This window comes from Listeria monocytogenes ATCC 19117, from assembly GCF_000307025.1.
Lineage (GTDB): Bacteria > Bacillota > Bacilli > Lactobacillales > Listeriaceae > Listeria > Listeria monocytogenes_B.
Map to the genome: position 1 here is coordinate 2,048,654 of NC_018584.1, position 25,492 is coordinate 2,074,145.

Sequence of the window (25,492 nt, forward strand, 5' to 3'; positions counted from 1 at the left end):
ATTCTTAATTAGAAATGGGGTAAAGTCATATGCGTAGTGACAAAATAAAAAAAGGTGTCGAACAAGCTCCAGCAAGAAGTTTGCTGCATGCTACAGGTCAAATTAAAAGTCCAGGTGATATGGATAAACCATTTATCGCTATTTGTAACTCTTACATTGATATCGTTCCTGGTCATGTTCATTTGCGAGAATTAGCGGATGTGGCTAAAGAAGCTATTAGAGAAGCTGGCGGTATCCCATTTGAATTTAATACGATTGGTGTAGATGACGGCATTGCGATGGGACATATCGGTATGCGCTATTCCCTTCCCTCTCGTGAAGTTATCGCGGATGCAGCGGAAACGGTAATCAATGCGCACTGGTTTGATGGGGTTTTCTACATCCCAAACTGTGACAAAATCACGCCTGGAATGCTTCTCGCTTCTGTTCGTACAAATGTACCTGCTATCTTCTGTTCTGGTGGCCCAATGAAAGCTGGATTATCTGCACACGGAAAAGCACTCACTCTCTCTTCTGTTTTTGAAGCGGTTGGCGCATTTAAAGATGGCAGCATGTCGCAGGAAGATTTTCTTGATATGGAAGCTAATGCGTGTCCGACTTGCGGATCTTGCGCAGGAATGTTTACAGCAAACTCAATGAATTGTTTGATGGAAATCCTAGGTATGGCTGTTCCGGGAAATGGTACAACACTTGCTGTTTCTGACGCACGCCGTGATCTTATTAGAGAATCTGCTTTTCATTTAATGGATTTAGTTAAAAAAGATATTCGTCCTCGTGACATTATTACAAAAGATGCGATTGACGATGCTTTTGCGCTAGATATGGCAATGGGTGGTTCGACAAATACCGTATTACATACACTTGCACTTGCAAACGAAGCTGGTATTGAAGATTATGATTTGGAACGTATCAATGATATTGCTAAACGTGTTCCCTACCTTTCCAAAATTGCACCATCCTCTTCTTACTCAATGCATGATGTTCACGAAGCTGGCGGTGTTTCAGCCATTGTTAAAGAACTGGTTGATCTAGGTGGCGCAATACATCCAGACAGAATCACTGTTACTGGTAAAACGATTCGCGAAAACGTAGCTGATGCAAAAATTAATAATACCGATGTTATTCATCCAAAAGAAAATCCGTACAGCCCAGTTGGCGGACTTTCGATGTTGTTTGGTAACATCGCACCAAAAGGAGCTGCTATCAAAGTTGGTGGCGTAGATCCTTCCGTACAAGTTTTCAAAGGAGAAGCGATTTGCTTTAGTTCTCATGATGAGGCGGTGGAAGCAATTGATAACCATACCGTCCGCGAGGGGCATGTCGTGGTCATTCGCTACGAAGGTCCTAAAGGCGGTCCGGGAATGCCTGAAATGCTTGCGCCAACATCTAGTATTGTTGGTCGAGGTTTAGGAAAAGATGTTGCTTTGATTACAGATGGTCGCTTTTCTGGGGCTACTCGTGGTATCGCAGTTGGCCACATTTCTCCAGAAGCTGCAGCTGGTGGTCCTATCGCCCTTGTTCATGACGGCGATATCATCACGATTGATTTGCCAAACCGGACGTTAAACGTGGATGTTTCTGATGAGGTTTTGGAAGAACGAAGAAAAGAATTACCGAAATTTAAAGCTAAAGTAAAAACTGGTTACCTTGCAAGATATACTGCGCTTGTAACTAGCGCCCACACTGGTGGCATTTTGCAAATTCCAGAAGATTTAATCGACTAAAAAATGAGGTGATAAGCGTGATTGATACGACGAAGACAAATGAAAAAGCGACAAAAAAGCAAAATAAAAGTGGTGCGGAACTTTTAATTGACTCCTTGAAAAAGCAACAAGTCGAGATGATTTTTGGCTATCCGGGTGGTGCGGTTCTCCCTCTCTACGATGCTTTTTACGACTGTGATATTCCGCATATTCTAACAAGACACGAGCAAGGAGCGATTCATGCTGCGGAAGGTTATGCACGTGTTACTGGGAAACCCGGTGTGGTAGTTGTAACAAGTGGACCTGGGGCGACAAATGTATTAACTGGTATTGCGGATGCAATGAGTGATTCGATTCCATTAGTGATTTTCACCGGACAAGTTCATACGCCTGGTATCGGAAAAGATGCCTTCCAAGAAGCAGATATGATTGGGCTAACCATTCCAATTACTAAATATAATTACCAAGTGCGTGATGTTCGTGACTTACCAAAAATTGTCAATGAAGCTTTTCATATTGCAAGCACTGGTCGTAAAGGTCCTGTTGTCGTGGATATTCCAAAAGACATGGGGATTATCCAAACAGAGTCTGTACGACCAGATACGATTGATCTGCCGGGTTATCAACCGACTTATTCACCGAACCCACTTCAACTGGAAAAACTAATGCAATCTCTTTCTGCCGCAAGCAAGCCACTAATACTTGCCGGAGCTGGCGTCAATCATGCGAGAGCTACAGCTGAATTACTAGAATTCGCTGAACGCTATCAAATTCCAATCGTGAATACGCTGCTTGGTCTAGGAAGTTTCCCGCAAAGTCATGATTTATTCCTTGGTATGGGCGGCATGCACGGTTCATACGCGGCAAACATGGCACTTACAGATTGCGATTTGCTCATTAATTTTGGTTCCCGCTTCGACGACAGGCTTGCCAGTGCGCCAAAAGAATTTGCCACAAAAGCAACGATTGCACATATCGATATTGATCCTGCTGAAATTGGCAAAATTATCGAAACACAAATTCCGATTGTAGCTGATATTAACGAAACACTTACACAACTACTACAAATGGAACTTCCGGTTCATCCGGATACATCCCATTGGTACAAATTAAATATGACCCGTAAAAACCGTCATCCTTTTAATTTTGATAGAACGAAAAAAGCAGAAATTAAACCACAGCGTGTGATTGAGCTAATTGGTGAAATTACGCAAGGTGAAGCGCTTGTTTCTACCGATGTTGGCCAGCATCAAATGTGGGCGGCACAGTTTTATCCATTCCAATTTGATCATCAAATTATTACGAGTGGCGGGCTTGGCACAATGGGCTTTGGCTTTCCAGCAGCTGTTGGTGCGCAACTTGCTTTCCCAGATAAAACGGTAGTCGCCATTGTTGGGGACGGTGGTTTCCAAATGACTAATCAAGAACTGGCGATTTTAAATGATTACCAAATCAATGTGAAAACGGTCATTATCAATAACGGTTCGCTCGGCATGGTTCGTCAGTGGCAAGAAAAATTCCACGGCGAAAGATATTCTCATTCGATTTTCACGAGCCAACCAGATTTTGTTAAACTATCCGAAGCTTATGGTGTCAAAGGGGTTCGCTTGACGAATCCTGAAACGCTAGAAAAAGATCTAAGAAAAGCCTTCGCTCACCCTGGACCGATTGTCATTGACGTTCATGTGTCCAAAGATGAGCTAGTACTTCCAATGGTTCCAAGCGGCAAACCAAATCACCAAATGGAAGGAGTGGAATAAATGCGCCGAATCATTACCGCTACAGTAAACAACTCTTCTGGCGTGTTAAATCGTATCACTGGGGTTATCTCCAGACGCCAATACAATATTGATAGCATCTCTGTCGGCTGGACCGAAATCCCAAATGTTTCTCGGATTACCATCGTCGTCCATGTCGATTCCTTATACGAAATCGAGCAAGTAACTAAACAACTCAATAAACAAATCGATGTGCTCAAAGTGAGCGATATTACTGACGATGCACACATCGAACGCGAACTAGCTTTACTTAAAATCAACTCCCCCGCTGCCTTACGATCTGAGCTAAACGCAGTCATCGAACCATTTCGCGCCACTGTTATTGATGTCGGCACGAAAAATGTCGTCATTCAAGTAACTGGAACAAGTGAAAAAATCGATGCTTTCGTTGACACAGTTCGACCGTATGGTATTAAGCAAATGGCGAGGACCGGCGTCACAGGCTTTACAAGAAGCCCTAAAAAAATGGGTTAAAAATCATTTACTACAGAGCAGTCTCTTGCTTTGCTAGCATCAGAACAGCACATCGCTATTCTGAAATATAAAAAGAAATTAGTTGGAGGTTAGGAAAAATGACAAAAGTTTATTATGAAGATGCAGTAAAAAACAACGCACTAGAAGGTAAAACAGTAGCAGTAATCGGGTACGGTTCGCAAGGTCACGCACATTCTCAAAATCTACGTGACAATGGCAATAACGTTATTATCGGCATTCGCGAAGGAAAATCTGCCGAATCTGCTAGAAACGATGGCTTTGATGTTTATTCTGTTAGCGAAGCCGCTGAAAAAGCAGACGTTATCATGATTCTTTTGCCAGATGAAACGCAAGGTGAAACATACGAAAACGAAATTAAACCTAACCTAAAAGCTGGCAATGCGCTTGTTTTCGCACATGGTTTCAACATTCATTTTGACGTAATTAATCCTCCAAGCGATGTGGATGTTTTCCTAGTAGCTCCAAAAGGTCCTGGTCACTTAGTTCGCCGCACATTTGTTGAAGGTGGCGCGGTTCCTTCCCTATTCGCTATCTATCAAGATGCCACTGGAAACGCACGCGACACAGCCCTTTCCTATGCAAAAGGTATTGGCGCAACTCGTGCTGGCGTTATCGAAACCACTTTCAAAGAAGAAACCGAAACCGATCTATTTGGCGAACAAGCAGTTCTTTGTGGGGGTGCAACTCACCTTATCCAAGCTGGTTTTGAAACACTTGTAGAGGCTGGCTACCAACCAGAACTTGCTTATTTTGAAGTATTACACGAAATGAAACTAATTGTTGATTTGATGTATGAAGGCGGCATGGAAAAAATGCGCCACTCGATCTCCAATACAGCAGAATATGGTGATTATGTTTCCGGTCCTCGTGTTGTTACAGCTGATACGAAAAAAGCAATGAAAGAAGTACTTACCGACATTCAAAATGGTAACTTTGCTAAATCTTTCATCGACGACAATAAAAATGGTTTTAAAGAATTCCATAGAATGCGCAAAGAACAACAAGGTCATCAAATCGAAAAAGTTGGTGCTGAACTTCGTGAAATGATGCCGTTTGTTAAACCACAACATTAATACTTAATTCGGATTGCTAGGTGAGATTTCTTGCCTAGCAACCGTTTATCCTTTTTCAATATGAGTTTAAGGAAGAACCTCTTTCTTTCCTAAACTGATACTGAAAGCAGGAAAAATCCAAGCTTCCCTATCTAATATAAAACAAGAGGTGAAATCGAATGAAGAAAATCCAGTTTTTTGATACTACACTTAGAGATGGCGAACAAACCCCTGGAGTTAATTTTGACGTAAAGGAGAAAATCCAGATTGCCTTACAACTCGAAAAACTTGGAATTGATGTAATTGAAGCCGGCTTTCCGATTTCTTCTCCTGGAGATTTTGAATGCGTCAAGGCGATTGCAAAAGCGATTAAACATTGTTCTGTAACAGGGCTAGCGCGCTGTGTTGAAGGAGATATTGACCGTGCCGAGGAAGCGCTAAAAGACGCTGTTTCTCCGCAAATACATATCTTCCTTGCAACGAGCGATGTGCATATGGAATACAAATTAAAAATGAGTCGGGCGGAAGTTCTTGCTTCCATTAAACACCACATTAGTTATGCGAGACAAAAATTTGATGTTGTACAGTTTTCACCAGAAGATGCAACTCGGTCAGATCGTGCTTTTCTGATTGAAGCAGTTCAAACAGCGATTGATGCAGGAGCAACTGTCATCAACATTCCAGATACGGTCGGATATACAAACCCCACCGAATTTGGGCAATTATTCCAAGATTTGCGCCGCGAAATAAAGCAATTTGATGATATTATTTTCGCTTCTCATTGCCATGATGACCTTGGTATGGCGACAGCAAACGCACTTGCTGCAATCGAAAATGGCGCAAGTCGCGTCGAAGGTACGATTAATGGGATTGGTGAGCGTGCTGGGAATACGGCACTGGAAGAAGTTGCGGTAGCGCTTCATATTCGCAAAGATTTTTATCAAGCTGAAACAAACATTGTATTGAATCAATTTAAAAATTCAAGTGATTTGATTAGCCGCTTGTCTGGTATGCCTGTTCCACGTAACAAAGCTGTAATTGGTGGCAATGCTTACGCGCATGAATCTGGTATTCATCAAGATGGTGTCCTAAAAAATCCTGATACGTATGAAATCATCACCCCTGCTCTTGTCGGCGTGGATAAAAACTCTCTTCCACTTGGCAAACTTTCTGGCAAACATGCCTTCAATACGCGCATGGAAGAAATGGGCTACACACTAACCGAACAAGAACAAAAAGATGCCTTTAAACGTTTCAAACAATTAGCAGATGCGAAAAAAGAAGTAACAGAAGAAGACTTGCACGCGTTAATTCTCGGACAATCTTCCGAATCAGCCGATGATTTCGAACTAAAACATTTGCAAGTTCAATATGTTACTGGCGGCGTCCAAGGTGCGATTGTTCGCATTGAAGAACGTGATGGCGCTCTAGTAGAAGACGCAGCAACTGGTTCAGGTAGCATTGAAGCGATTTATAATACGATTAACCGTCTTATGAAACAAGATATTGAATTAACCGATTATCGTATCCAAGCAATTACAGCCGGTCAAGATTCCCAAGCAGAAGTCCATGTCGTCATTAAAAATGACAAAGGCGCTGTGTTCCATGGTATCGGTATTGATTTTGACGTTTTAACTGCTAGTGCTAAAGCTTATTTGCAAGCATCAGGCAAAAGCAAAACCGCCAGTAAGCAAGCTGATTTCGAGGAGGTAAAATAACGTGACCTATAAAATTACTTCCTTAGCTGGCGACGGAATTGGTCCAGAAATTATGACTTCTGGACTTCAAGTATTAGAGGCAGTCGCAAAAAAATACAACCATACGTTTGAAATTGAATCTCATCCCTTTGGCGGCGCAGGAATTGACGTAGCACAAGACCCAATCCCTTCTTCCACCTTAAAAGCGTGCCGAGACGCCGACGCCATTTTACTCGGAGCAATTGGTGGTCCAAAATGGGATAATGCGCCGAAACGTCCCGAAGATGGCCTACTTGCACTTCGAAAAGCGCTTGGTCTTTTCGCCAACATTCGACCTATCCAAGTCCCAAGCTCCATCACCCACCTTTCTCCTTTAAAAAAGGAAATTGTTGAGAACACTGATTTTGTCGTTGTTCGTGAATTGACTGGTGGACTTTATTTCGGAGAACCGAAATATTGGGATAATGAGGCAGCAGTGGATTCATTAACATATACCCGTGCAGAAATCGAGCGAATTATCGAGAAAGCTTTCGAAATCGCCGCTACTAGGAATAAAAAAGTTACTTCAGTAGATAAAGCGAATGTGCTTGCTTCTAGTAAATTATGGCGAAAAATCGCTGATGAAGTCGCAAGTCGTCATCCAGATATCACACTAGAACATCTATACGTCGACGCTGCCGCAATGCTTATGATTCAGCGACCAACGACCTTTGATGTTATCGTGACAGAAAACTTATTTGGCGATATTTTAAGTGATGAAGCGTCTGTTATTACTGGCTCGCTTGGAATGCTCCCTTCTGCTAGCCACGCGGAAAACGGACCATCTTTATACGAACCAATTCACGGATCTGCGCCAGATATCGCTAACCAAAATATCGCGAATCCAATGTCGATGATATCCTCTGTATCCATGATGCTTCGTCAATCTTTCTCTCTTTTTGAAGAAGCAGATGCGATTGATGCAGCTACAGCAAGAACGATGCAAGCTGGATTTTTAACTGCTGACCTTGGAGGCAATACTTCCACAACTGATTTTACAAATGAAGTTCTAAAACAAATTGAAGGAGGAGAATAAAATGGGGAAAACACTTTTTGATAAACTTTGGAACCGCCATGTCATTTATGGTAAAGAAGGTGAACCGCAATTATTATACGTTGACCTTCATTTGATTCATGAAGTTACTTCTCCTCAAGCGTTTGAAGGACTTAGAATGGAAAATCGGCCACTGCGTAGACCAGATAAAACGTTCGCGACAATGGATCATAACGTTCCAACTGAAGATATTTTCAACATTCAAGACCTTGTTGCTAAAAAACAAATCGAAGCACTGCAAACCAATTGCGAGGAATTTGGCGTGACGCTAGCTGATATGGGTAGTGATCGCCAAGGAATCGTGCATATGGTTGGACCAGAAACTGGGCTAACACAACCTGGAAAAGTCATTGTATGTGGAGATTCGCATACTGCAACTCATGGAGCATTTGGAGCAATTGGCTTTGGGATTGGTTCTAGTGAAGTAGAGCATGTTTTTGCGACTCAAACCATTTGGCAACAAAAGCCAAAATCAATGGGCATAGAAATTAACGGCAATCTTCCAAAAGGTGTCTATGCAAAAGATATTATTTTGCATCTGATTGCCACGTATGGCGTCGCTTTTGGAACTGGCTATGCCGTTGAGTATTACGGCGAAACTATTCGCAATATGTCGATGGAAGAACGGATGACGATTTGTAATATGGCAATTGAAGGTGGCGCAAAGATGGGCATGATGGCGCCAGATGAAACTACTTTTGAATATGTGCGCGGTCGTGAATACGCTCCCGCTGATATGGATAAAGCAATTAGTGACTGGAAAACGCTCCAAACAGATCCAGATGCCGAATATGACCTTCATATCAAAATGGATGCGAGCATTTTGGAACCGTATGTCACTTGGGGAACGAATCCCGAAATGGGAGTGCCATTTTCTAAAGCATTTCCGGAAATTAAAGATATGAACTATGAGCGTGCTTATGAATATATGGGGCTAAAACCTGGTCAAACTGCAGAAGAAATCGAGCTTGGCTATGTGTTTATTGGTTCTTGTACAAATGCCAGACTTTCTGACTTAGAAGAAGCTGCTCGTATCGTCAAAGGAAATAAAGTGAAAAATAATATTCGCGCACTCGTGGTCCCTGGTTCTCGCCAAGTGCGTAATGCGGCAGAATCTATCGGACTAGATAAAATTTTTATAGAAGCTGGCTTTGAGTGGCGTGAACCTGGTTGTTCGATGTGTCTAGGAATGAACCCTGATCAAGTACCAGACGGCGTTCACTGTGCTTCTACTTCGAACCGAAATTTTGAAGGTCGTCAAGGTAAAGGCGCTCGTACTCATCTTGTTTCACCAGCAATGGCTGCTGCTGCGGCAATTAACGGGCACTTTATCGATATTCGAAAGGAGGCGGTTATCAGTGGAGGAAATTAAAGTACACATTGGAAAAACAGTAGCGCTAATGAATGACAATATTGATACCGACCAAATCATTCCAAAAAGTTTCTTAAAACGCATTGAACGTACTGGCTTTGGCGAATTTCTCTTTGATAGTTGGCGCTACCTGCCGAACCGTAAACCAAACCCAGACTTCCCGCTCAATGCTCCAGATCGTCAGGAAGCGACTATTTTAATTACGGGAGATAACTTTGGTTGCGGGTCCTCTAGAGAACATGCTGCGTGGGCACTACTCGACTACCGTTTCCGTGTAATTATCGCTGGCAGTTATAGTGATATATTTTATATGAATTGTACAAAAAACGGCGTGCTCCCTATCGTTCTTCCTAGAGAGGCGCGTGAAAAATTAGCGAAAATTGCAGCCGATGAAAATGTGACCATTGACTTGCCAAATCAACAAGTTATCAGTTCAGTTGGTACCTACCCGTTTGAGATTGATGCTACTTGGAAAAATAAATTTATTAATGGACTGGATGATATCGCCATTACATTTGAACATATTGATGCGATTAAAGCCTATGAACAAAAAGTGGATTCAATATAAGAAAAGGTAGTGAGGATGATGGAATTAGTTGATTTATTAGTAACAGAAGAAGATGTCGAAAAGGCCTATGAAGTCTTAAAGGCGGTCGTCAAACATACGCCACTAGAATATGATTTTTATCTTTCGGAAAAATATCATTGCAATGTCTATCTGAAACGCGAAGATTTGCAAAGAGTGCGTTCTTTTAAATTACGTGGTGCTTTTTATGCTATTTCTAGATTATCAGCGGAACAATTGGAAAAAGGTGTGGTATGTGCAAGTGCGGGAAACCATGCGCAAGGAGTTGCATATACGTGCAAACGAATGACCGTCCCAGCTACGATTTTTATGCCAACAACTACCCCGCAACAAAAAGTATCACAAGTAAAATTTTTCGGTGGTAGTAATGTCGAAGTGGTTTTAGTTGGCGATACGTTTGATGCTTCTGCAACTGCCGCGAAAGAATTTGCTGCAACACATGGCCAAACTTTCATCCCTCCGTTTGATGATCCTGATATTATCGCTGGCCAAGGCTCTCTTGCTGTGGAGATGGTGAAAGATTTAAATAAAGCACATGAGCAAGCAGATTATGTTTTTGCAGGAATCGGTGGTGGTGGCTTAATTAGCGGTGTTGCAACGTATCTCAAAGCAAAGAGCCCGATTACAAAAATCATCGGGGTAGAACCTGATGGCGCGCCTTCAATGACAGCAGCTTTAAAACAAAATCAAGTCGTAACACTAGATAAAATCGATAAATTTGTTGATGGCGCTGCGGTAAAAGAAGTTGGTGGCTTAACGTTCCAACATGCGAAAGTATTAGTTGATGAAGTGACAACCGTCTCTGAGGGAGCTGTTTGTTCTACGATTTTGGATATGTATACGAAGCAAGCAATTGTTGCAGAACCTGCTGGAGCACTATCCGTTGCCGCACTTGAAATTTACCGTGAAGAGATTAAAGACAAGACCGTTGTCTGTATTGTAAGTGGCGGAAACAACGACATCAACCGGATGCAAGAAATTGAAGAGCGTTCCCTCTTACACGAAGGATTAAAACATTATTTTATCGTCAATTTCTCGCAGCGTCCTGGGGCTTTGAAAGAATTTGTTAACGATGTGCTCGGTCCACATGACGATATCACCAAATTCGAATATACGAAAAAAGTGAATCGAGGTAATGGGCCTGTAATTATCGGTGTTTTGTTGCAAGATAAAAATGATTATGAAGGATTGCTTGAGCGGGTTGCTGCTTTTGACCCGAGCTATATTCCGATTAATGATAATCAAACCCTATACACATTACTTGTATAAAAAGAGTTCTCGTATGATGCGAGAACTCTTTTTATATTACAGTTTACTATCCTGTTATAGTAACAGTTTATTTTAAAATTTGGTTTAAAATCTTTTGTTTAAGGATATAAAGTAGTATAATGAACATATAGAAATTAAACTGTATTATTAAAAAATAACTTTTCATATATAACAATGCAAGGAGTGGCAATAATGGACACAGTTAGAAAAAATCGATTATTTCAGCATTCTACAATGGCAGCACTTGTTGGTGGGCTTTTTAGCGGAACAACGAGTTTCAAAGAATTATTACAACACGGTGACCTCGGTATAGGAACACTTGACCAATTTGATGGTGAATTAATTATTTTAGACGGAGAAGCTTTTCAAATACGATCAGACGGGCAAGCTTATAAAGTAAAGCCAGAAGATACGACACCTTATGCGAGCACCACTTTTTTTGATGCTGATACTTCTTTTTCCGTTTCCGAACCGACATCAAAACAAGCGGTGGAAGAAAAAATCGCAGAATTAGTACAAGGACCAAATGTTTTTTATGCAGTGAAAATGACCGGGAATTTCCGTTATGTGGATACGCGCGTTGTACCAAAACAACAAAGGCCTTATCCGCCACTCATTGAAGCGGTAAAAGAACAACCAACGTACCATTTTGAATATATTACGGGTACAATTGTTGGTTTTTGGACGCCCGCTTATATTAGCGGTATTGGCGTTTCTGGCTATCATGTGCATTTTATTGACGATATGCGTAAAATCGGCGGTCATGTATTTGATTATGAAATGCTGGAAGGTACCGTAGAAGTTGCGCAACAAACAGAATTTGAACTACAATTACCTCAAACGACGGAATTCTTAAGAAGTGATTTAAGTACGCCGGATATGTTGGAACAGATTGAAGCCGCGGAAAATTGATAAAGAAAGCTCCCAAATTAAATTGGGAGCTTTCTTTTATTCTGTAATAACTTTATGAACAAGGGTTGGTGCTGTTGCGTGGTCGGAAATTTGAATGTTTTCGTAGATTTTTGCTTTTACGTTTTCGACATCTTCTTGGTCAGCGAAAATCGTTACGAGTGATTCGCCTTCCTTAACAGCATCGCCCACTTTTTTGCGTAGCATTAAACCTACTGCTAGATTGATTTCGTCTTCCTTCGTTGCGCGACCGGCGCCTAGGATCATTGCAGCAATGCCAATTTCATCGGCAACGATTTGACTTACGAAGCCAGATGATTTAGCGGGTACTTCGATTTGGTATTTTGCTTGCGGAAGTTTTTCTGGGTGATCAACAATGCTTGCATCGCCACCTTGATTGGAAAGGAATGTTTTGAATTTCTCAAGTGCTGCACCGTTTTCGATTACTTCAATTAATTTAGCGCGGGCTTCGTCGAGTGTTTCCGCTTGTTTGGCTAGTACGACCATTTGACTACCAAGTACAAGAACTAATTCTGTTAAATCTTCTGGTCCTTGGCCTTTTAATGTATCGATGGCTTCTTTTACTTCTAAAGCATTTCCGATTGCTTCGCCAAGTGGTTGGGACATATCAGAAATGACTGCCATCGTATTTCTACCAACATTATTACCGATGCGAACCATTGCATGTGCTAGGTTTTCGGCATCCTCGTCGGTTTTCATAAATGCACCAGCACCTGTTTTTACATCAAGTACGATTGCATCTGCGCCCGCTGCGATTTTTTTACTCATAATAGAGCTTGCAATTAGTGGTATTGAGTTTACGGTTCCTGTTACATCACGAAGCGCGTACATTTTTTTATCTGCTGGTGTAAGATTACCTGATTGACCAATAACTGCTACTTTGTCGCGATTTACTAGGTCAATGAAATCTTTCTTATCTAGTTCGATATGGAAGCCTTCGATAGATTCTAGTTTATCAATGGTTCCTCCTGTATGACCTAAGCCACGGCCAGACATCTTTGCAACCGGTACGCCAACTGCTGCTACGAGCGGAGCAAGAACAAGTGTCGTCGTATCACCAACACCGCCAGTACTATGTTTATCGACTTTGATTCCTTCAATTGCGGATAGGTCAATCGTATCGCCAGAGCCAACCATTGCCATTGTTAAATCTGCGCGTTCTTGATCATTCATATCTTGGAAAAAGATTGCCATGGCTAGAGCACTTGCTTGATAATCTGGAATTTCCCCATTTGTATAGCCATCAATGAAAAACTGAATTTCTTCTGTTGATAAAGCTTTGCCGTCCCTTTTCTTGGAAATAATATCCACCATTCTCATTTCTCTTCACCCTTTCTTTTTGTCCACTTTAGCATTTTATGTACCTTTATTGAGAACGGTTACACTTTTTAAGTAAACCGTTTTACTAAACAAGAACATGTGCTTAACATGCTCACTATAACTTACTCCCTTACTGGTTGTCAATACTTTTTGTACTACTACGGTTGATTAGTGAAATATCGAGTAAACGATTCTCTAATTTCTCGGTTGGATTTTGGAGATTTTTCAGTAATAGTTCGGCAGCAATTTCGCCGATACCATAGATTGGTTGCCGAATGGTTGTAAGTGGCGGTGTCATATATTCGGAAAGTTCAATATCATCAAATCCGATGACGCTAAGATCAGTAGGAATATGCAGGTTTTTTTCAAGTGCGGCTCGGTAGGTTCCCATCGCCATTAAATCATTGGTTGCAAAAATGGCACTCAGATTTTCTTGGAGTAACTTTTGCGTCGCAACATAACCGCCATTCATCGTCTGATCCCCGCTTACAATCCAAGTATCTTTTACAGTAAGTTTATAGTCTTTCATGCACGCCAAGTAACCCTCGTAGCGTTCATGTACGTTATAAAAAGATGTATCCGAAATAATGATTCCGATGCGCGTATGGCCTAGTTTGATTAAATGCTCGGTCGCCATATAACCGCCTTTGAAATCATCAATCGCGATATTCCCTTCTTGCCTTGGATTCCGCTGACGATCGAGTAAAATATACGGAGAACGCTTCTCTTCCATGCGTTTGATAACACCTGAAAGCAGAATATTAGGGCTGGCGATAATTAAGCCATCGACAGCCCGGTGCAATAATTCTTCTACATATAAATCTTCACGTTCTTTATCATTAGAAGAGTTACAGAGCATAATCATGTAACCTTCTTTATTCAAGTAATCTTCGGCCCCTTTTACCATTTGTGAAAAAAAAGGATCCGTTACTTCCGGGACAATCATTCCGATGGTGTTTGTGTGACTAACAATCATATTTTTGGCGAAAAAGTTTGGTTTGTAAGACATCTCTTTTGCTGTTTTCAGAACTTTTTCACGAGTTAAGTCGCTAAATCGTTCCCCTTTACCATTCAAAATTTGAGAAATCGTCGTAATTGAAACGCCTGTCTTTTCTGCTATTTCGCGGATGGTTGCAGCCATTTAAACTCCCCCAGTCAGATTATCTATTCTCCTTATTTTGCCACATTTAAGAATAATAATAAAGGGGTTTCATCCAAAATTAGTAATTATCTGGTTTGGCTGGTTTTTCGCCGGAAACAATTGCGACACCTGCACTTGCGCCAATACGAGTTGCGCCTGCTTCGATCATTTTTTCTACGTCTTCTTTCGTACGAACCCCACCAGATGCTTTTACGCCGATGTTTGGTCCTACAGTTTTACGCATTAAGGCGATATCTTCGGCAGTTGCGCCACCTGTGGAGAATCCAGTGGATGTTTTAACGAAGTCTGTTCCCGCTTTTACAGCGATTTCACATGCGCGAACTTTTTCTTCGTCTGTTAATAGGCAAGTTTCGATAATTACTTTTACTAATGCTTTTCCTTTGGCAGCATCGACTACAGCGCGAATATCACGTTCTACTAGTTCGTCGTCTTTGTCTTTTAGTGCGCCGATATTAATAACCATATCCACTTCTTTTGCACCGTTTTGGATAGCATCTTTTACTTCAAATGCTTTTACTTCAGGGGTATTCGCTCCTAGTGGGAAACCGATAACAGTACATACTACAGATTCTGCTCCAGCAAGTTGTTCAGCGGATAGTTTTACCCAAGTTGGATTTACGCATACGGAAGCAAAACCGTATTCTCTTGCTTCTTTTGTTAGTGTTAAAATTTGTTCTTTCGTTGTGTCTGGTTTTAAAGCAGTGTGATCGATCATTTTGGCAATTGTCATTTTAAAAACTCCTTTAAAATTGGATTTGGTTTCATCATATCGCACTACAGAACATTTGTAAACTAATTGATGAAATTTTGTTCAAGTAGTTGTTTTGCGGTAAATTGGTCGGTAATAAAATGATTGGCATAACCGCCTCGAAGTGCGCCATGAATCGCTTTTATTTTTCGTTCACCACCTGCGACAAGAATGGCTGTTTCTTTTTGCTTTAAATCTTGCAAGTCGATACCAATGGTTCGTTCGTCCATTTTCTCGTCAGCGATTTCGCCGCCAATTGTGAAAAATCGCGAACAAATATCGCCGACTGCTTTTTCTTTTAAGCGAGCCTTTTCTTGATCGGAAAAATAGCCTAGGCGGAATAGCAGGGCCTCATCACGCACGGTTCCTACTGTAAAAATAGCGATATTGGCTTTTTTACCGAGTTCGATGATATTTTTTATATGGCGGTCTGCTTCTACCATTTGTTTAGCGAGTGGATTATCAAGGACTACAGGAAGTGGAAGTGATACTGGCGCGGTGTCATAAGCTGCACCGAATAACGCTAATGTTTCGGCCGCATACGTATTGACATCAGAATGACTCACACCACCTTTAAATTGGACGACTTTTATTTCTGCTTTTAGCGGGGCTAGTTTTTGGGCAATTTTGTACATCGTTGTTCCCCAACTTACGCCAAGAATATCGCCATCATGGATAATTTCTTCTAAGTATTCAGCGGCACTTTGGCTGATTTGCTTGGTGATTTCGCTATAATCATTTGTTTGACTGAACGCAACGGTGACATTTTTAAGTTGGTATTTTTCTTTTAAAGCCACGGCCAGTTCTGTTAGGTTAGAAAATGGATCTTGGACTTCGATTTTGACGTATCCTTTTGTTTTCGCGTTTTGGAGTAATCTGGAAACGGTCGGTCTGGATACACCTAGGCGTGTGGCGATTTCTTGCTGACCTAGATCCGCCTGATAATAAAGTCTCGCAACCTCTACGCTGAGCTGTTCTTTCTGTTTATCCATTTCATCCCTCCATCGTTTTCTTTTTAGTATAACGTAACAGCGGGGATAGTTCGAGAGAGAAGATAAAAAAAAGACAGCCGCGGCTGTCTTTTTCCTATTAAAAATCTTCTTCTATTTCTTCAAGCGGCGCGGCATATTCATAAATTCCTAACCGCCCAGTTTCGGCAACTTGATTCGCAAGTTCTTTTAAGGATAGCGTTTCACGGCTGAGGAATGCTTCTAATAAAAGCGGAATATTCACGCCTGCGACAAGTTCTACTGCATCAAAATTCCGAAGTAACCGAACGAGTACATTAAACGGAGTCCCACCTTTTAAATCAGTTAGAAATAAGATCCCTTCTGTTAGATCGAGTTTAGCTACTTCACTGGCAATTTTCGCCTGTAAATTTTCCGCGGATTCATTCACTTCAAAAGGAACAAAACTTGTATTTTCTTGTTTACCGCAAATCATTTCTGCAGATTGAATGAGTTCTTTTGCGGCATTTCCATGGGTACAAACAAAAATTGCTTTCATTTTTCAAACCGCCTTTTTAATAGTCTAACTGACGATAATATCTTCTGATTTCCATTGGATGACAGTTAATTTTTTCCACGTGTACGTCAATGCGATTATTTACTGCGTGGATAATAAATGGTGATAACGCTCCTCTGAATTTGGCGGAAATACCCGGCATATCGTAATCTTTTGCATCAATGACTGTATAATTGGCACAGATTTGCGGAATGAAATTAACTACTCGCTCGCTTAAAGAACGCTGGCTATCTTCTGTCACATAAATGGTAACCGGGGTATCGCGTTCTACAATTTCAAACATGCCATGGAAAAACTCGTGAGACTCAATTGATTTTGTTTTAATCCAGTGTTGCTCTTCCCAATAACACATTGCGTAAGAATAGGTCGCGCCCCACTGGTTCCCAGCACCAACGAAATAATGAATGTCGTCTTGATGATGTTTTAGCGCAAATTCTTGACCAAATTTATCCGCCGCTTTTTCTACTTCGACAATCCCTTCAGCAAAATGTTGATCCATTTCTTGATAAAACGCATCGTAATCTTCAAATTCGCCAGCTAAATACATAAAACGATCTGCTACCATGAAGAATTTTAATTGTTCATTTAACGGATAGGAGATTAAGTGATCTACTAAAGTCGCAAGTTCTGCTTCTGCTTTATCAATAAACCCAAATACCGTTGCGCCAATTTCATTACATTTTTTCACAGCATCTACCACTTCTTGCGTACTTCCAGTTACCGATGAAATGACTACAAGGGTATCTTTAGTAACACGTTTATTGCCTGTCGTTAGAAACACAGCAGCATTTTCATAAAAAGTTTCTAATGCCGTTTTTTCTTTCATATGCACCACCGCTTGCATGGCGGACGCGTATGTACCGCCAATTCCTAGCCAGCAAATATTACTAAAGCCGCGGTCATGTATTTGGTCAACTACTTCATTAATTTGCGGGCGTAATTTTAGCGCTCCTTCCATGTTTTCTCTCACTTTTTGTTCATCAAATTTTAGCACTATTCATTCCTACTTTCTTTGGTTAAATTTTGGATTTCGTTATTTGGTCAAATTCTGGAAAAGCGGATACTTCTAAATTAATTCCTTTTTTCTTGGAAATTTCAAAGGATAATAAATGAACCGGAATAGTCATAAACAGCGGTGTCAGAAGTTCTGCTGCCCGCACACCGAGTAATAAATCATCTGCCTTTTCCCCGCCTGCATCCGCATAAAATGTTCGGATTTTCTTTACATGGCCTTGTAAAAATTGTTTTAATTTTTCTGCGCGGTCTTCTAGTAAGCCTTGAGGTTCAAGGAAGATAATATAGTCTTGCTCGGATAAACCTATATAAGGTCCGTGCATATATTCTTCTAACTCCTTACCAAAAGCTGTAATCCGGATGGTTTCTGTTACTTTTGTTTCTCCTTCGCGCGCTACACCATAAGCAGCGCCGTATCCTATGAAGAAAACTCGTTCCGCTTCCATCAATTCCTGTGTATGCGCGTCTACCCAAGCTGCTGATTTCTCTACCACTTTTGGTAAATTAGCGGTAATTTTTTTCAATTCTGCAATTTCCGCTTGATATTCTTCTTCCAACATTTTCTCTTGTAAAAGGGCTAGCTCAAGCGCCATTAAATTCAACATGAGAATGGTTGCGCTATAACCAAGCGTGACATATGGCATCTCTTCTATCCCCATCCCGAGATCAATTGCCCGCGTACTTTCTTTCGCAATCGGGCTTGTTAAGTCGCTCGTTAAAGTGAAAACAATGCCACCTTGACGCTCAATTTCTTTTACGAGATGAATAGTGGAATAACTGTGCCCACCTTGTGATATAGCGATGTATAAGGTGTTTTTGTTTAAGTGAAGCATGTAATTTCCTGCAGTAGACGGTTCTTCCACATATACGGGAATAGCGAGTTTATCCGACATATATAACTGCGCTGCAAATGCCGCATTAGAACTAGAACCTGTTGCAAAAATAACAATTGCTTGATAGTCCACTTTCTCCATTTGAATGACCTTTTGTAAAAGATCTTTTCGACTTCGGATGATATTTTCATAAACACTTTGTTCCGACCGGATATAATAATCCATGTTTTTCATTTTTTCACCTACTTATTTTAATAAACCTGTGAACGCTCCTAAAATTCCAATTCCTGCGATTAATAAAAGAATCCAATGTGCTTTTAGTCCTTTTTTATCTAACCAGAAAATAAAGAAGGTGAAGCCAAGTGCTAGGATTCCTGGGACGATACCGTCAAAAACACTTTGAATCGTTACTGCATCATCACCAGAGCCAAATTTCATTGGCATGTTAATGTTCACCATCGTGGCGACCATTGCACCAACTACGGCCAGCCCGATAACCGAAGCACCATAAGACAGTTTATCCATTAATCCAGTTTTTTGAATTTTTTCGATAAAATTAGCTCCGATATTGTAGCCAATAAATAATCCATAATAACGAGTCAGAATAGCTGGAATATTGAAAATAAGAAGGAACAAAATCGGCCCTAACATATTTCCTTGAAGTGCTAAGGAAGTTCCAATACCTGTAGCGATAACGCGTAAAGTTCCCCAGAAGAACGAATCTCCAATCCCACTCAGCGGTCCCATTAACGCTACTTTTATATTATTGATGGAGTCTGTGTCAAAATCTTTATCTTTCGCAGATTGTTCCTCCATCGCAATCGAAATCCCTAGCGGAAAAGTGGAAAGCCACGGTGTTACGTTATAAAATTCTAAATGCCTTTGATAAGAAGAAATTCGTTTATCTTTATCATTTTTAAAAATTTTGTTTAAGGCTGGTAGCATGGAAAATCCATAACCGAGATTGGATTGTCGTTCGTAGTTCCATGACCATTCCATCGTGAACGAGCGCCAGAAAACTTTCATTAAGTCTTTTTTTGTTAATACGTCAGAACTCTTCATCTTCATAATTTATACCTCCATCATTCGCAAGTGCTGGCTCTGTATTCGAATTCTTTGGACCATTGTCATTTTTAAGCGTTGCATAACCTGTTAAAATTAGCGCTAAACATGCAGCGAAAATCGCTATGCCTGTTACAGGAACTTTTAAATAAACAGCTAATGCGAAGCCAAATACGAAAAATACGGCATTCTTCTTATTGACCATTAATTTGAGAAGTAAAGCAAAACCATATGCTGGCAGTAAACCTGTCGCAATTCCAAGTCCTGTTATAACGAAAGCCGGGATGGCATCAAGTACGTTTTGGATGACTGGGCTTCCGACTAGATAGGACGTTGCGACAATAATACCAATTGGTAAGTTGATCGATAAAAATCCGCCGAGCAGTTGCATTCGACTGATTCCTCGTGAATTACCCTCGAGTGCGTATTTATCTGCTTTATGAACAAAGTAAGGTAATACGAAAATGAAGCATAGATTTTTAACGACAAGTACAAGGGAAGCAATCGGAATTCCAAGTGCTAATGCTACCGCTGTGCTCTCGCCAGTCGAAATCGCAAAGGCTGTTCCTAGTATACTTCCTGAAATAATTTCTGGAGGAATAGATGCTCCGATAGAAAATGATCCTACAAAAGCTAATTCCAAAGTTGCTCCCATAATAATCCCCATTTGTACATCACCCATGATAAGTCCGGCGAGTGTACATGTTACCAGTGGTCTTGATAGCATCGATGAACCAAATAAATATTCTCCATTTGCAAGCATTGCTGCAAGTGCAAGCAAAATCGCTGTTCCAAACTGTTCCATAATTTATCCCTTCTTTCGTCTTTTATGCTTCAAAGGTTACTTTTTTCTCGTTAGGCACTTGTTGCATAAATACATCTACATTTTCTTTTTGAAGTTCTTTTAACTTCGCTACTTCTTCAGGTGTTAAATTGATTGCTTTGGAAAAATTAGCTGTTCCTTCTCGTTGCTTTGTTCCGCCTAGATTTAACATCGGGATTTTACCATTCGTACCATGGATTAATTTGTAAGCGTCTTCAACTGATTCGACAACAATAAGCATGTTGTATTTGTCAGTGACGCCGGAATTAATCGCTTCGATACTTTCATCGATACTTTTCATGACTAGTTTTGCCGCCTCGGGTTTAGCAAGACGTATTGCCGACTTACGGAAATCGTCCGCCGCTACCCCATCATTTGCCACTAAAATTGTATTTACATCTAAAGCATTAAACCAAGACACAGCTACTTGTCCATGTAGTAAACGATGGTCCACTCTTAGAAATTGAATCATTTTTTCTTCCTCCTTCGTATTAGTTAAAATCAACTACATATTTGGTCGACTCAGCATCTTCATAATGATATTGGATGGCAATTGGCATCTCGTTTTCTGCATAAAAGACACTACTCAATTTGAAAACAGGATCATTTTCGTCTATATGCATATTTTTGATTTGCTCATTCCCAGCTAAAATAAGTTGAAGTTCCTGCTCAAGCTCAAATAATTTATATTTACCTGAATTAACAAGCTCAATAATATTAATAATTTGAAAATCCTTTGCTTGTAAATCAGGGTATAAACTTAACGGTAAAATTAAGCGATCTAGTGTGACACCATGCTCACTTTTTTGGACAAACTTGATAGAATACACAAGTTCATTCTCTTTTATACCAAACTTCTCTGCGTAAAATTTTCCAGCTTTACGGATGTAAAAGTCTTTAATATCTTTTTTTAGATTTTCATTGGTATCGGTTTTCATAACACCTGTCATTTCTAAAATGTTCTGAGCTGTTAGTTTTGGTTGAACGTATAGCCCAACACCGTTTTTACGAACAACTAAACCTTCTTCGACTAATAGATCTACCGCGCGGCGAATCGTTGTCCGACTGCTAGAAAAAATTTCTTGCAAGGCTGTTTCGTTCGGCATTAGCATTCCCGGCTTATATTCATCGCGATTAATACTATCTTTTATTTCTGAAGCTATTACTTCAAAAAGTGGCTTTTTAGCTCCCATTTCACTCATCCTCCAAGTAATCAAATATGTTTTTCGCATTGATTTTGTATTTGATTTGATTACCAATTAGATATTGTTTACTGTACTCAAAAGGTTCATCATTTTGATCAAATGCTTTACTTACTACTTCAAAAAGTGGCGTGTTTAGTGGTACCTTTAATGCTTCTGCTAGCTTTTCATTCGCTGATACAAAGCGCAATTCTTCGCGCCCGTAGGTAGGTTTAATAGCAAACTGCTTTTCTAACACATTGTATAACGAGGAATTATTTAAATCGATTTTCTCAATACCAGCAAATCTCGTGCTATCAATAAAAGATATTTCATAGGAAAACGGCTTATTATCAACTATTCTTCGCCGAACCAATTTAAACACCGGCTTATCTTCACTTAAGTTTAAAAAGTGGTTCACCTCGTCTTTGCCGGCTACTATTTCTTGTGACATTACTTCTACTTTTTGTTCTCCCGGCAATTGGCTGCTCATGGAATTCATTTGCAAAATATTGATTGTTTGCTTTTGATTGATTTCGATTCCTTTTCGGTTTCTTTTTTGGATGACCGCTTCTTTTTCAAGGGTATCAAGTGACCGTCTGAGTGTAGTTCTACTGACACCTAGTTCGTTTTCAAGCGCACGTTCTGATGGGAAACTTGTTTCTCCGGCTGCTACTTTTTCTTGGATAAGCTGTCTTAGTTGTTCTTCACTTTGCACTGCTGGCGACAAGTCTTTATATTCCATATTTCCACCTCTTTTTTCAAATCATCTATCTATTTCACTTTTTAAAAAGATACAGCTTCAAACATTTTTAATACCACTTCATTGTAAACGGTTGCATTTTGTTTGTCAATAGTCTTTTTACATAAAAAAAAGCATGAGTCAGATTTTTCCATCCAACTCATGCTCCATTTGATTATTTAGTTGTAGGTAGTGCTCCAACTACTGGGTGCGGGATATATAATTCTTCTAGATAGTTAACTTCCGCTGCCGTTAATTGAATATTTAGCGCCTCTACCGCGCTTTCCAGATGACTTACTTTTTGTGCACCGATGATTGGCGAAGTGATTTCATCTTTATTTAATAGCCACGCTAAAGCAATCTTATCTCGAGATACTTGATGTGTTTCCGCAAGTTCAGCCACACGTTCAATAATACCTCTATCTGCATTCATCATGTCATCGTATTTGGATTTTTGAACTGGATCCGTTTCGGAACGATTGGTTGTTTCATTCAAATCTCGCGTTAATCGTCCTGATGCTAGCGGGCTGTATGGCGTAATCGCAATTTTTTCATCGCGACAAAATGGAATCATTTCTCGCTCTTCTTCCCGGTAAATCATATTGTAATGATTTTGCATGGAAACGAATTTTGTCCAACCGTTTCTTTCTGCGACGCGTTGTGCTTTTTGAAACTGCCAAGCATACATAGCACTCGCTCCAATGTAACGCGCTTTCCCGGACTTAACGACATCGTGTAAAGCTTCCATCGTTTCTTCGATTGGCGTATTTTCATCAAAACGGTGAATGATATATAAATCTACATAATCCGTTTCTAGTCGTTTTAAGCTATGGTCGATTTCGCTCAAAATGGTTTTCCTGGATAAGCCACCACTATTCGGGCGATCCGGGCGCATTGTTTGTTGCACCTTGGTTGCTAACACAACATCATCGCGGTTAGCATAGTCTTTTAGTGCACGTCCAACGATTTTTTCACTTTCACCGTAAGAATAAATATTCGCCGTATCAAAGAAATTTATGCCTAAATCGAGTGCTTTTTTTATGATAGGGCGACTGTTCGCTTCGTTCAAAACCCATTTATGAATCCATTTGTCTTTATCACCGAACCCCATTGTCCCTAAACAGATTTTCGAAACATCCATGCCAGTGTTGCCAAATTTAACATATTCCATTCAAAACCCTCCTAGTTAATTTCTAGTACTATTACAGCATAAACCTTGAAGTCCACTCCAAGTCAACCTTTAACTATAAAAAAATCTCTCGGGAAATCCGAGAGATTTTTAACGTTTTAATAAAATTGGTCAGGTAGTAAAGTTTCGCCGAGTTTGATGTTATCACGGTAATCAATTGGAATATCTACAACGACGGGACCTTCTGTTTCAAGGGCTTCTTTTAACACATCACTAAGTTCTGACGGTTTAGTTACGCGAAGTCCTTTTGCACCGAAGCTTTCGGCGAATTTAACAATATCGACATCACCAAAACGAACTGCTGCTTCTTTGCCGTATTTCATTTTTTGTTGGAAGGCGACCATGTCATAGCTACCGTCATTCCATACAAGGTGCACAAGTGGCGCACGCAAGCGGACAGCTGTTTCTAATTCCATGGCAGAAAATAGGAAGCCACCGTCACCAGAAATCGAAACCACTTTTTCACCCGGATGTACGAGTGTTGCAGCAATCCCCCAAGGAAGCGCGACACCAAGCGTTTGCATACCGTTACTGAAAAGCAGACGGCGTGGTTCATAGGACCGGAAATGACGTGCCATCCAAATATAATGTGAACCAACGTCGACTGTCACAGTTACGTTGTCATCAATTGCCGAACGCAGCGTTTGAATGACCGACAACGGATGTACTCGGTTAGTTTCATCACTTTCTGGTGGAACATCTCGTTCTTCTAATTGGGCGTGAAGTTCTTTTAAGGTTTCAAGTTCTTTTTCCGCTAATTCTAAACCGCTGAATTTCGCATTCACTCGGTCTAAAGTAAGCGCGATGTTTCCGACTAATTCTGTCACAGGTTGATAGTAGTGGTCAATATCTGCTCGGATGTCATCTAAATGTACAATCGTTCTATCACCCGAAGCATTCCAGGCTTTTGGATCATATTCAATTGGATCGTAACCTACTGTAATAACTAAATCAGCTTTATTTAGCAAAATATCCCCTGGTTGGTTGCGGAAGAGACCTACACGCCCAAAGAAATTATCTTCTAAATCACGTGAGATGACACCAGCTGCTTGGAAGGTTTCTACAACTGGGATGCTTGTTTTTTGGAGTAGGCGACGAATCGCACCAGTTACTTCCGGGCTAGATGCTCGCATACCTAATAGCAATACTGGTAATTTCGCTTTTTTCAAACGAGCAACGAGTTTCGCAACTTGTTCTTTGGAAGCTGGACCATTTTCTGGTTTAGCAAGTGGGCGAATCGCTTTTACTGGTACGTTTGGTTCATTCACGATATCTTGTGGCAAACTGACAAAAGCAGCGCCTTGGTTTGGTTCTGCCGCCGAACGAAAAGCGTTAGTGATTGCTTCCGGGATACTTTCAGCGTGAACTACTTCTTCGCTATATTTTGTAATTGGACGGAAAAGTGCTGCATTATCCATTGATTGATGGGTTTTTTTAAGGCGGTCTTGCCTGGTTACATTTCCAGCTATCGCAACGACTGGATCTCCTTCAGCAGTTGCTGTTACAAGTCCAGTGGCAAGGTTCGATGCGCCGGGTCCACTAGTTACAAGTACAACACCAGGTTTTCCGGTTAGACGACCGATAGCGGCAGCCATAAACGCCGCATTTTGCTCATGACGACTGACAATTAATTCTGGTCCACGTTCTTCCATCACATCGAAAACTTTATCAATTTTTGCTCCTGGAATCCCGAATACATGCGTAACACCTTGATTAATTAAGCTGTCTACAACTAAATCCGCTCCTGATTTTCCTTGTGTTATTACTTTTTCTTGGTCTTTTTCTAGTTTCGCCATCGTTATCATCCTTTTGTTATATAAATTATTTAAATTTTAATAGTACAGATTTTATAAAAACCTCATTCACAAGACTAATTATACTACTCAAAAGAATTTTTGCAAGGTTACTGACTCAAAAAC

24 protein-coding genes are annotated in these 25,492 nt (G+C 40.6%); 10 read left to right on the forward strand and 14 right to left on the reverse strand.

What is annotated here, in order from left to right; genetic code table 11:
- Positions 1-29 precede the first annotated feature (29 nt).
- The 10 genes from ilvD to budA all read left to right on the forward strand — a co-directional run bounded on the left by ilvD (position 30) and on the right by budA (position 11,957).
- Entirely contained in the window at positions 30-1,724 is a 1,695-nt protein-coding gene (ilvD, locus tag LMOATCC19117_RS10110) for a dihydroxy-acid dehydratase (RefSeq protein WP_003725873.1), read from the forward strand.
- A 17-nt stretch (positions 1,725-1,741) separates the two neighbouring features.
- Positions 1,742-3,463: a biosynthetic-type acetolactate synthase large subunit gene (gene ilvB, locus LMOATCC19117_RS10115; protein WP_003734409.1), complete on the forward strand. Its 1,722-nt coding sequence runs from the start codon at positions 1,742-1,744 to the stop codon at positions 3,461-3,463.
- Positions 3,464-3,955: an acetolactate synthase small subunit gene (gene ilvN, locus LMOATCC19117_RS10120; RefSeq protein ID WP_003723150.1), complete on the forward strand. Its 492-nt coding sequence runs from the start codon at positions 3,464-3,466 to the stop codon at positions 3,953-3,955.
- Positions 3,956-4,053: 98 nt separating this feature from the next.
- Positions 4,054-5,049, forward strand: a complete 996-nt coding sequence (gene ilvC, locus LMOATCC19117_RS10125; RefSeq protein ID WP_003727977.1) for a ketol-acid reductoisomerase — start codon at positions 4,054-4,056, stop codon at positions 5,047-5,049.
- 158 nt (positions 5,050-5,207) lie between these two features.
- The gene (locus LMOATCC19117_RS10130) at positions 5,208-6,746 is read left to right on the forward strand and encodes a 2-isopropylmalate synthase (protein WP_003734408.1); all 1,539 of its coding nucleotides are present in this window, start codon (positions 5,208-5,210) and stop codon (positions 6,744-6,746) included.
- A gap of 1 nt (position 6,747) precedes the next feature.
- Positions 6,748-7,800, forward strand: a complete 1,053-nt coding sequence (gene leuB / locus LMOATCC19117_RS10135; RefSeq protein ID WP_003727976.1) for a 3-isopropylmalate dehydrogenase — start codon at positions 6,748-6,750, stop codon at positions 7,798-7,800.
- Between the two features lies 1 nt (position 7,801).
- A complete protein-coding gene (leuC, locus tag LMOATCC19117_RS10140) occupies positions 7,802-9,190 on the forward strand; it encodes a 3-isopropylmalate dehydratase large subunit (protein ID WP_003725878.1) in 1,389 nt (462 codons plus the stop codon).
- On the forward strand, positions 9,177-9,758 hold the full coding sequence (gene leuD / locus LMOATCC19117_RS10145) for a 3-isopropylmalate dehydratase small subunit (protein WP_003727975.1): 582 nt from the start codon (positions 9,177-9,179) through the stop codon (positions 9,756-9,758). Before leuC ends, leuD begins: the two co-directional genes overlap by 14 nt.
- An 18-nt stretch (positions 9,759-9,776) precedes the next feature.
- Complete coding sequence (gene ilvA, locus LMOATCC19117_RS10150) at positions 9,777-11,045, forward strand: threonine ammonia-lyase (protein WP_003725879.1); 1,269 nt, start codon at positions 9,777-9,779, stop codon at positions 11,043-11,045.
- Positions 11,046-11,237: 192 nt separating this feature from the next.
- Positions 11,238-11,957: an acetolactate decarboxylase gene (budA, locus tag LMOATCC19117_RS10155; protein ID WP_003725880.1), complete on the forward strand. Its 720-nt coding sequence runs from the start codon at positions 11,238-11,240 to the stop codon at positions 11,955-11,957.
- 36 nt (positions 11,958-11,993) lie between these two features.
- On the opposite strand, the gene LMOATCC19117_RS10160 is transcribed toward budA, so the two are convergent.
- The 14 genes from LMOATCC19117_RS10160 to alsS all read right to left on the reverse strand — a co-directional run bounded on the left by LMOATCC19117_RS10160 (position 11,994) and on the right by alsS (position 25,369).
- Positions 11,994-13,295 carry a pyrimidine-nucleoside phosphorylase gene (locus LMOATCC19117_RS10160; protein ID WP_003740642.1) on the reverse strand — a complete coding sequence of 434 codons (1,302 nt, stop codon included), beginning with the start codon at positions 13,293-13,295 and terminating at the stop codon, positions 11,994-11,996.
- A gap of 130 nt (positions 13,296-13,425) precedes the next feature.
- The gene (locus tag LMOATCC19117_RS10165) at positions 13,426-14,436 is read right to left on the reverse strand and encodes a substrate-binding domain-containing protein (protein ID WP_003727974.1); all 1,011 of its coding nucleotides are present in this window, start codon (positions 14,434-14,436) and stop codon (positions 13,426-13,428) included.
- A gap of 79 nt (positions 14,437-14,515) precedes the next feature.
- Entirely contained in the window at positions 14,516-15,187 is a 672-nt protein-coding gene (deoC, locus tag LMOATCC19117_RS10170) for a deoxyribose-phosphate aldolase (protein ID WP_003724140.1), read from the reverse strand.
- Positions 15,188-15,249: 62 nt separating this feature from the next.
- The gene (locus LMOATCC19117_RS10175) at positions 15,250-16,197 is read right to left on the reverse strand and encodes a sugar-binding transcriptional regulator (RefSeq protein WP_003734407.1); all 948 of its coding nucleotides are present in this window, start codon (positions 16,195-16,197) and stop codon (positions 15,250-15,252) included.
- A gap of 97 nt (positions 16,198-16,294) precedes the next feature.
- Positions 16,295-16,711 carry a PTS sugar transporter subunit IIA gene (locus tag LMOATCC19117_RS10180; RefSeq protein ID WP_003730809.1) on the reverse strand — a complete coding sequence of 139 codons (417 nt, stop codon included), beginning with the start codon at positions 16,709-16,711 and terminating at the stop codon, positions 16,295-16,297.
- A gap of 16 nt (positions 16,712-16,727) precedes the next feature.
- Positions 16,728-17,723, reverse strand: a complete 996-nt coding sequence (locus tag LMOATCC19117_RS10185; protein WP_003734406.1) for an SIS domain-containing protein — start codon at positions 17,721-17,723, stop codon at positions 16,728-16,730.
- A 22-nt stretch (positions 17,724-17,745) separates the two neighbouring features.
- A complete protein-coding gene (locus LMOATCC19117_RS10190) occupies positions 17,746-18,810 on the reverse strand; it encodes an SIS domain-containing protein (protein WP_003744264.1) in 1,065 nt (354 codons plus the stop codon).
- Positions 18,811-18,822: 12 nt separating this feature from the next.
- The gene (locus tag LMOATCC19117_RS10195) at positions 18,823-19,644 is read right to left on the reverse strand and encodes a PTS system mannose/fructose/sorbose family transporter subunit IID (protein WP_003723163.1); all 822 of its coding nucleotides are present in this window, start codon (positions 19,642-19,644) and stop codon (positions 18,823-18,825) included.
- Positions 19,625-20,443 (reverse strand): PTS mannose/fructose/sorbose/N-acetylgalactosamine transporter subunit IIC, encoded by an 819-nt coding sequence (locus LMOATCC19117_RS10200; protein ID WP_003734404.1) that lies wholly within the window; start codon positions 20,441-20,443, stop codon positions 19,625-19,627. Before LMOATCC19117_RS10200 ends, LMOATCC19117_RS10195 begins: the two co-directional genes overlap by 20 nt.
- 22 nt (positions 20,444-20,465) lie before the next feature.
- Positions 20,466-20,933, reverse strand: a complete 468-nt coding sequence (locus LMOATCC19117_RS10205; RefSeq protein ID WP_003726575.1) for a PTS sugar transporter subunit IIB — start codon at positions 20,931-20,933, stop codon at positions 20,466-20,468.
- 19 nt (positions 20,934-20,952) lie between these two features.
- The gene (locus LMOATCC19117_RS10210; protein ID WP_003740646.1) at positions 20,953-21,654 is read right to left on the reverse strand and encodes a GntR family transcriptional regulator; all 702 of its coding nucleotides are present in this window, start codon (positions 21,652-21,654) and stop codon (positions 20,953-20,955) included.
- Between the two features lies 1 nt (position 21,655).
- Positions 21,656-22,387 (reverse strand): GntR family transcriptional regulator, encoded by a 732-nt coding sequence (locus LMOATCC19117_RS10215; protein WP_003730807.1) that lies wholly within the window; start codon positions 22,385-22,387, stop codon positions 21,656-21,658.
- A 172-nt stretch (positions 22,388-22,559) separates the two neighbouring features.
- Positions 22,560-23,555 (reverse strand): aldo/keto reductase, encoded by a 996-nt coding sequence (locus tag LMOATCC19117_RS10220; RefSeq protein ID WP_014929091.1) that lies wholly within the window; start codon positions 23,553-23,555, stop codon positions 22,560-22,562.
- A gap of 116 nt (positions 23,556-23,671) precedes the next feature.
- On the reverse strand, positions 23,672-25,369 hold the full coding sequence (gene alsS / locus LMOATCC19117_RS10225; protein ID WP_003727965.1) for an acetolactate synthase AlsS: 1,698 nt from the start codon (positions 25,367-25,369) through the stop codon (positions 23,672-23,674).
- Between the last annotated feature and the right edge of the window lie 123 nt (positions 25,370-25,492).

Coding starts and splice junctions, on each gene's coding strand:
- ilvD (WP_003725873.1), top strand. CDS start 30: ATGCGTAGTGACAAAATAAAAAAAGGTGTCGAACAAGCTCCAGCAAGA.
- ilvN (WP_003723150.1), top strand. CDS start 3,464: ATGCGCCGAATCATTACCGCTACAGTAAACAACTCTTCTGGCGTGTTA.
- ilvC (WP_003727977.1), top strand. CDS start 4,054: ATGACAAAAGTTTATTATGAAGATGCAGTAAAAAACAACGCACTAGAA.
- LMOATCC19117_RS10130 (WP_003734408.1), top strand. CDS start 5,208: ATGAAGAAAATCCAGTTTTTTGATACTACACTTAGAGATGGCGAACAA.
- leuC (WP_003725878.1), top strand. CDS start 7,802: ATGGGGAAAACACTTTTTGATAAACTTTGGAACCGCCATGTCATTTAT.
- ilvA (WP_003725879.1), top strand. CDS start 9,777: ATGGAATTAGTTGATTTATTAGTAACAGAAGAAGATGTCGAAAAGGCC.
- budA (WP_003725880.1), top strand. CDS start 11,238: ATGGACACAGTTAGAAAAAATCGATTATTTCAGCATTCTACAATGGCA.
- LMOATCC19117_RS10160 (WP_003740642.1), bottom strand. CDS start 13,295: ATGAGAATGGTGGATATTATTTCCAAGAAAAGGGACGGCAAAGCTTTA.
- LMOATCC19117_RS10165 (WP_003727974.1), bottom strand. CDS start 14,436: ATGGCTGCAACCATCCGCGAAATAGCAGAAAAGACAGGCGTTTCAATT.
- deoC (WP_003724140.1), bottom strand. CDS start 15,187: ATGACAATTGCCAAAATGATCGATCACACTGCTTTAAAACCAGACACA.
- LMOATCC19117_RS10175 (WP_003734407.1), bottom strand. CDS start 16,197: ATGGATAAACAGAAAGAACAGCTCAGCGTAGAGGTTGCGAGACTTTAT.
- LMOATCC19117_RS10180 (WP_003730809.1), bottom strand. CDS start 16,711: ATGAAAGCAATTTTTGTTTGTACCCATGGAAATGCCGCAAAAGAACTC.
- LMOATCC19117_RS10190 (WP_003744264.1), bottom strand. CDS start 18,810: ATGAAAAACATGGATTATTATATCCGGTCGGAACAAAGTGTTTATGAA.
- LMOATCC19117_RS10195 (WP_003723163.1), bottom strand. CDS start 19,644: ATGAAGATGAAGAGTTCTGACGTATTAACAAAAAAAGACTTAATGAAA.
- LMOATCC19117_RS10200 (WP_003734404.1), bottom strand. CDS start 20,443: ATGGAACAGTTTGGAACAGCGATTTTGCTTGCACTTGCAGCAATGCTT.
- LMOATCC19117_RS10205 (WP_003726575.1), bottom strand. CDS start 20,933: ATGATTCAATTTCTAAGAGTGGACCATCGTTTACTACATGGACAAGTA.
- LMOATCC19117_RS10210 (WP_003740646.1), bottom strand. CDS start 21,654: ATGGGAGCTAAAAAGCCACTTTTTGAAGTAATAGCTTCAGAAATAAAA.
- LMOATCC19117_RS10215 (WP_003730807.1), bottom strand. CDS start 22,387: ATGGAATATAAAGACTTGTCGCCAGCAGTGCAAAGTGAAGAACAACTA.
- LMOATCC19117_RS10220 (WP_014929091.1), bottom strand. CDS start 23,555: ATGGAATATGTTAAATTTGGCAACACTGGCATGGATGTTTCGAAAATC.
- alsS (WP_003727965.1), bottom strand. CDS start 25,369: ATGGCGAAACTAGAAAAAGACCAAGAAAAAGTAATAACACAAGGAAAA.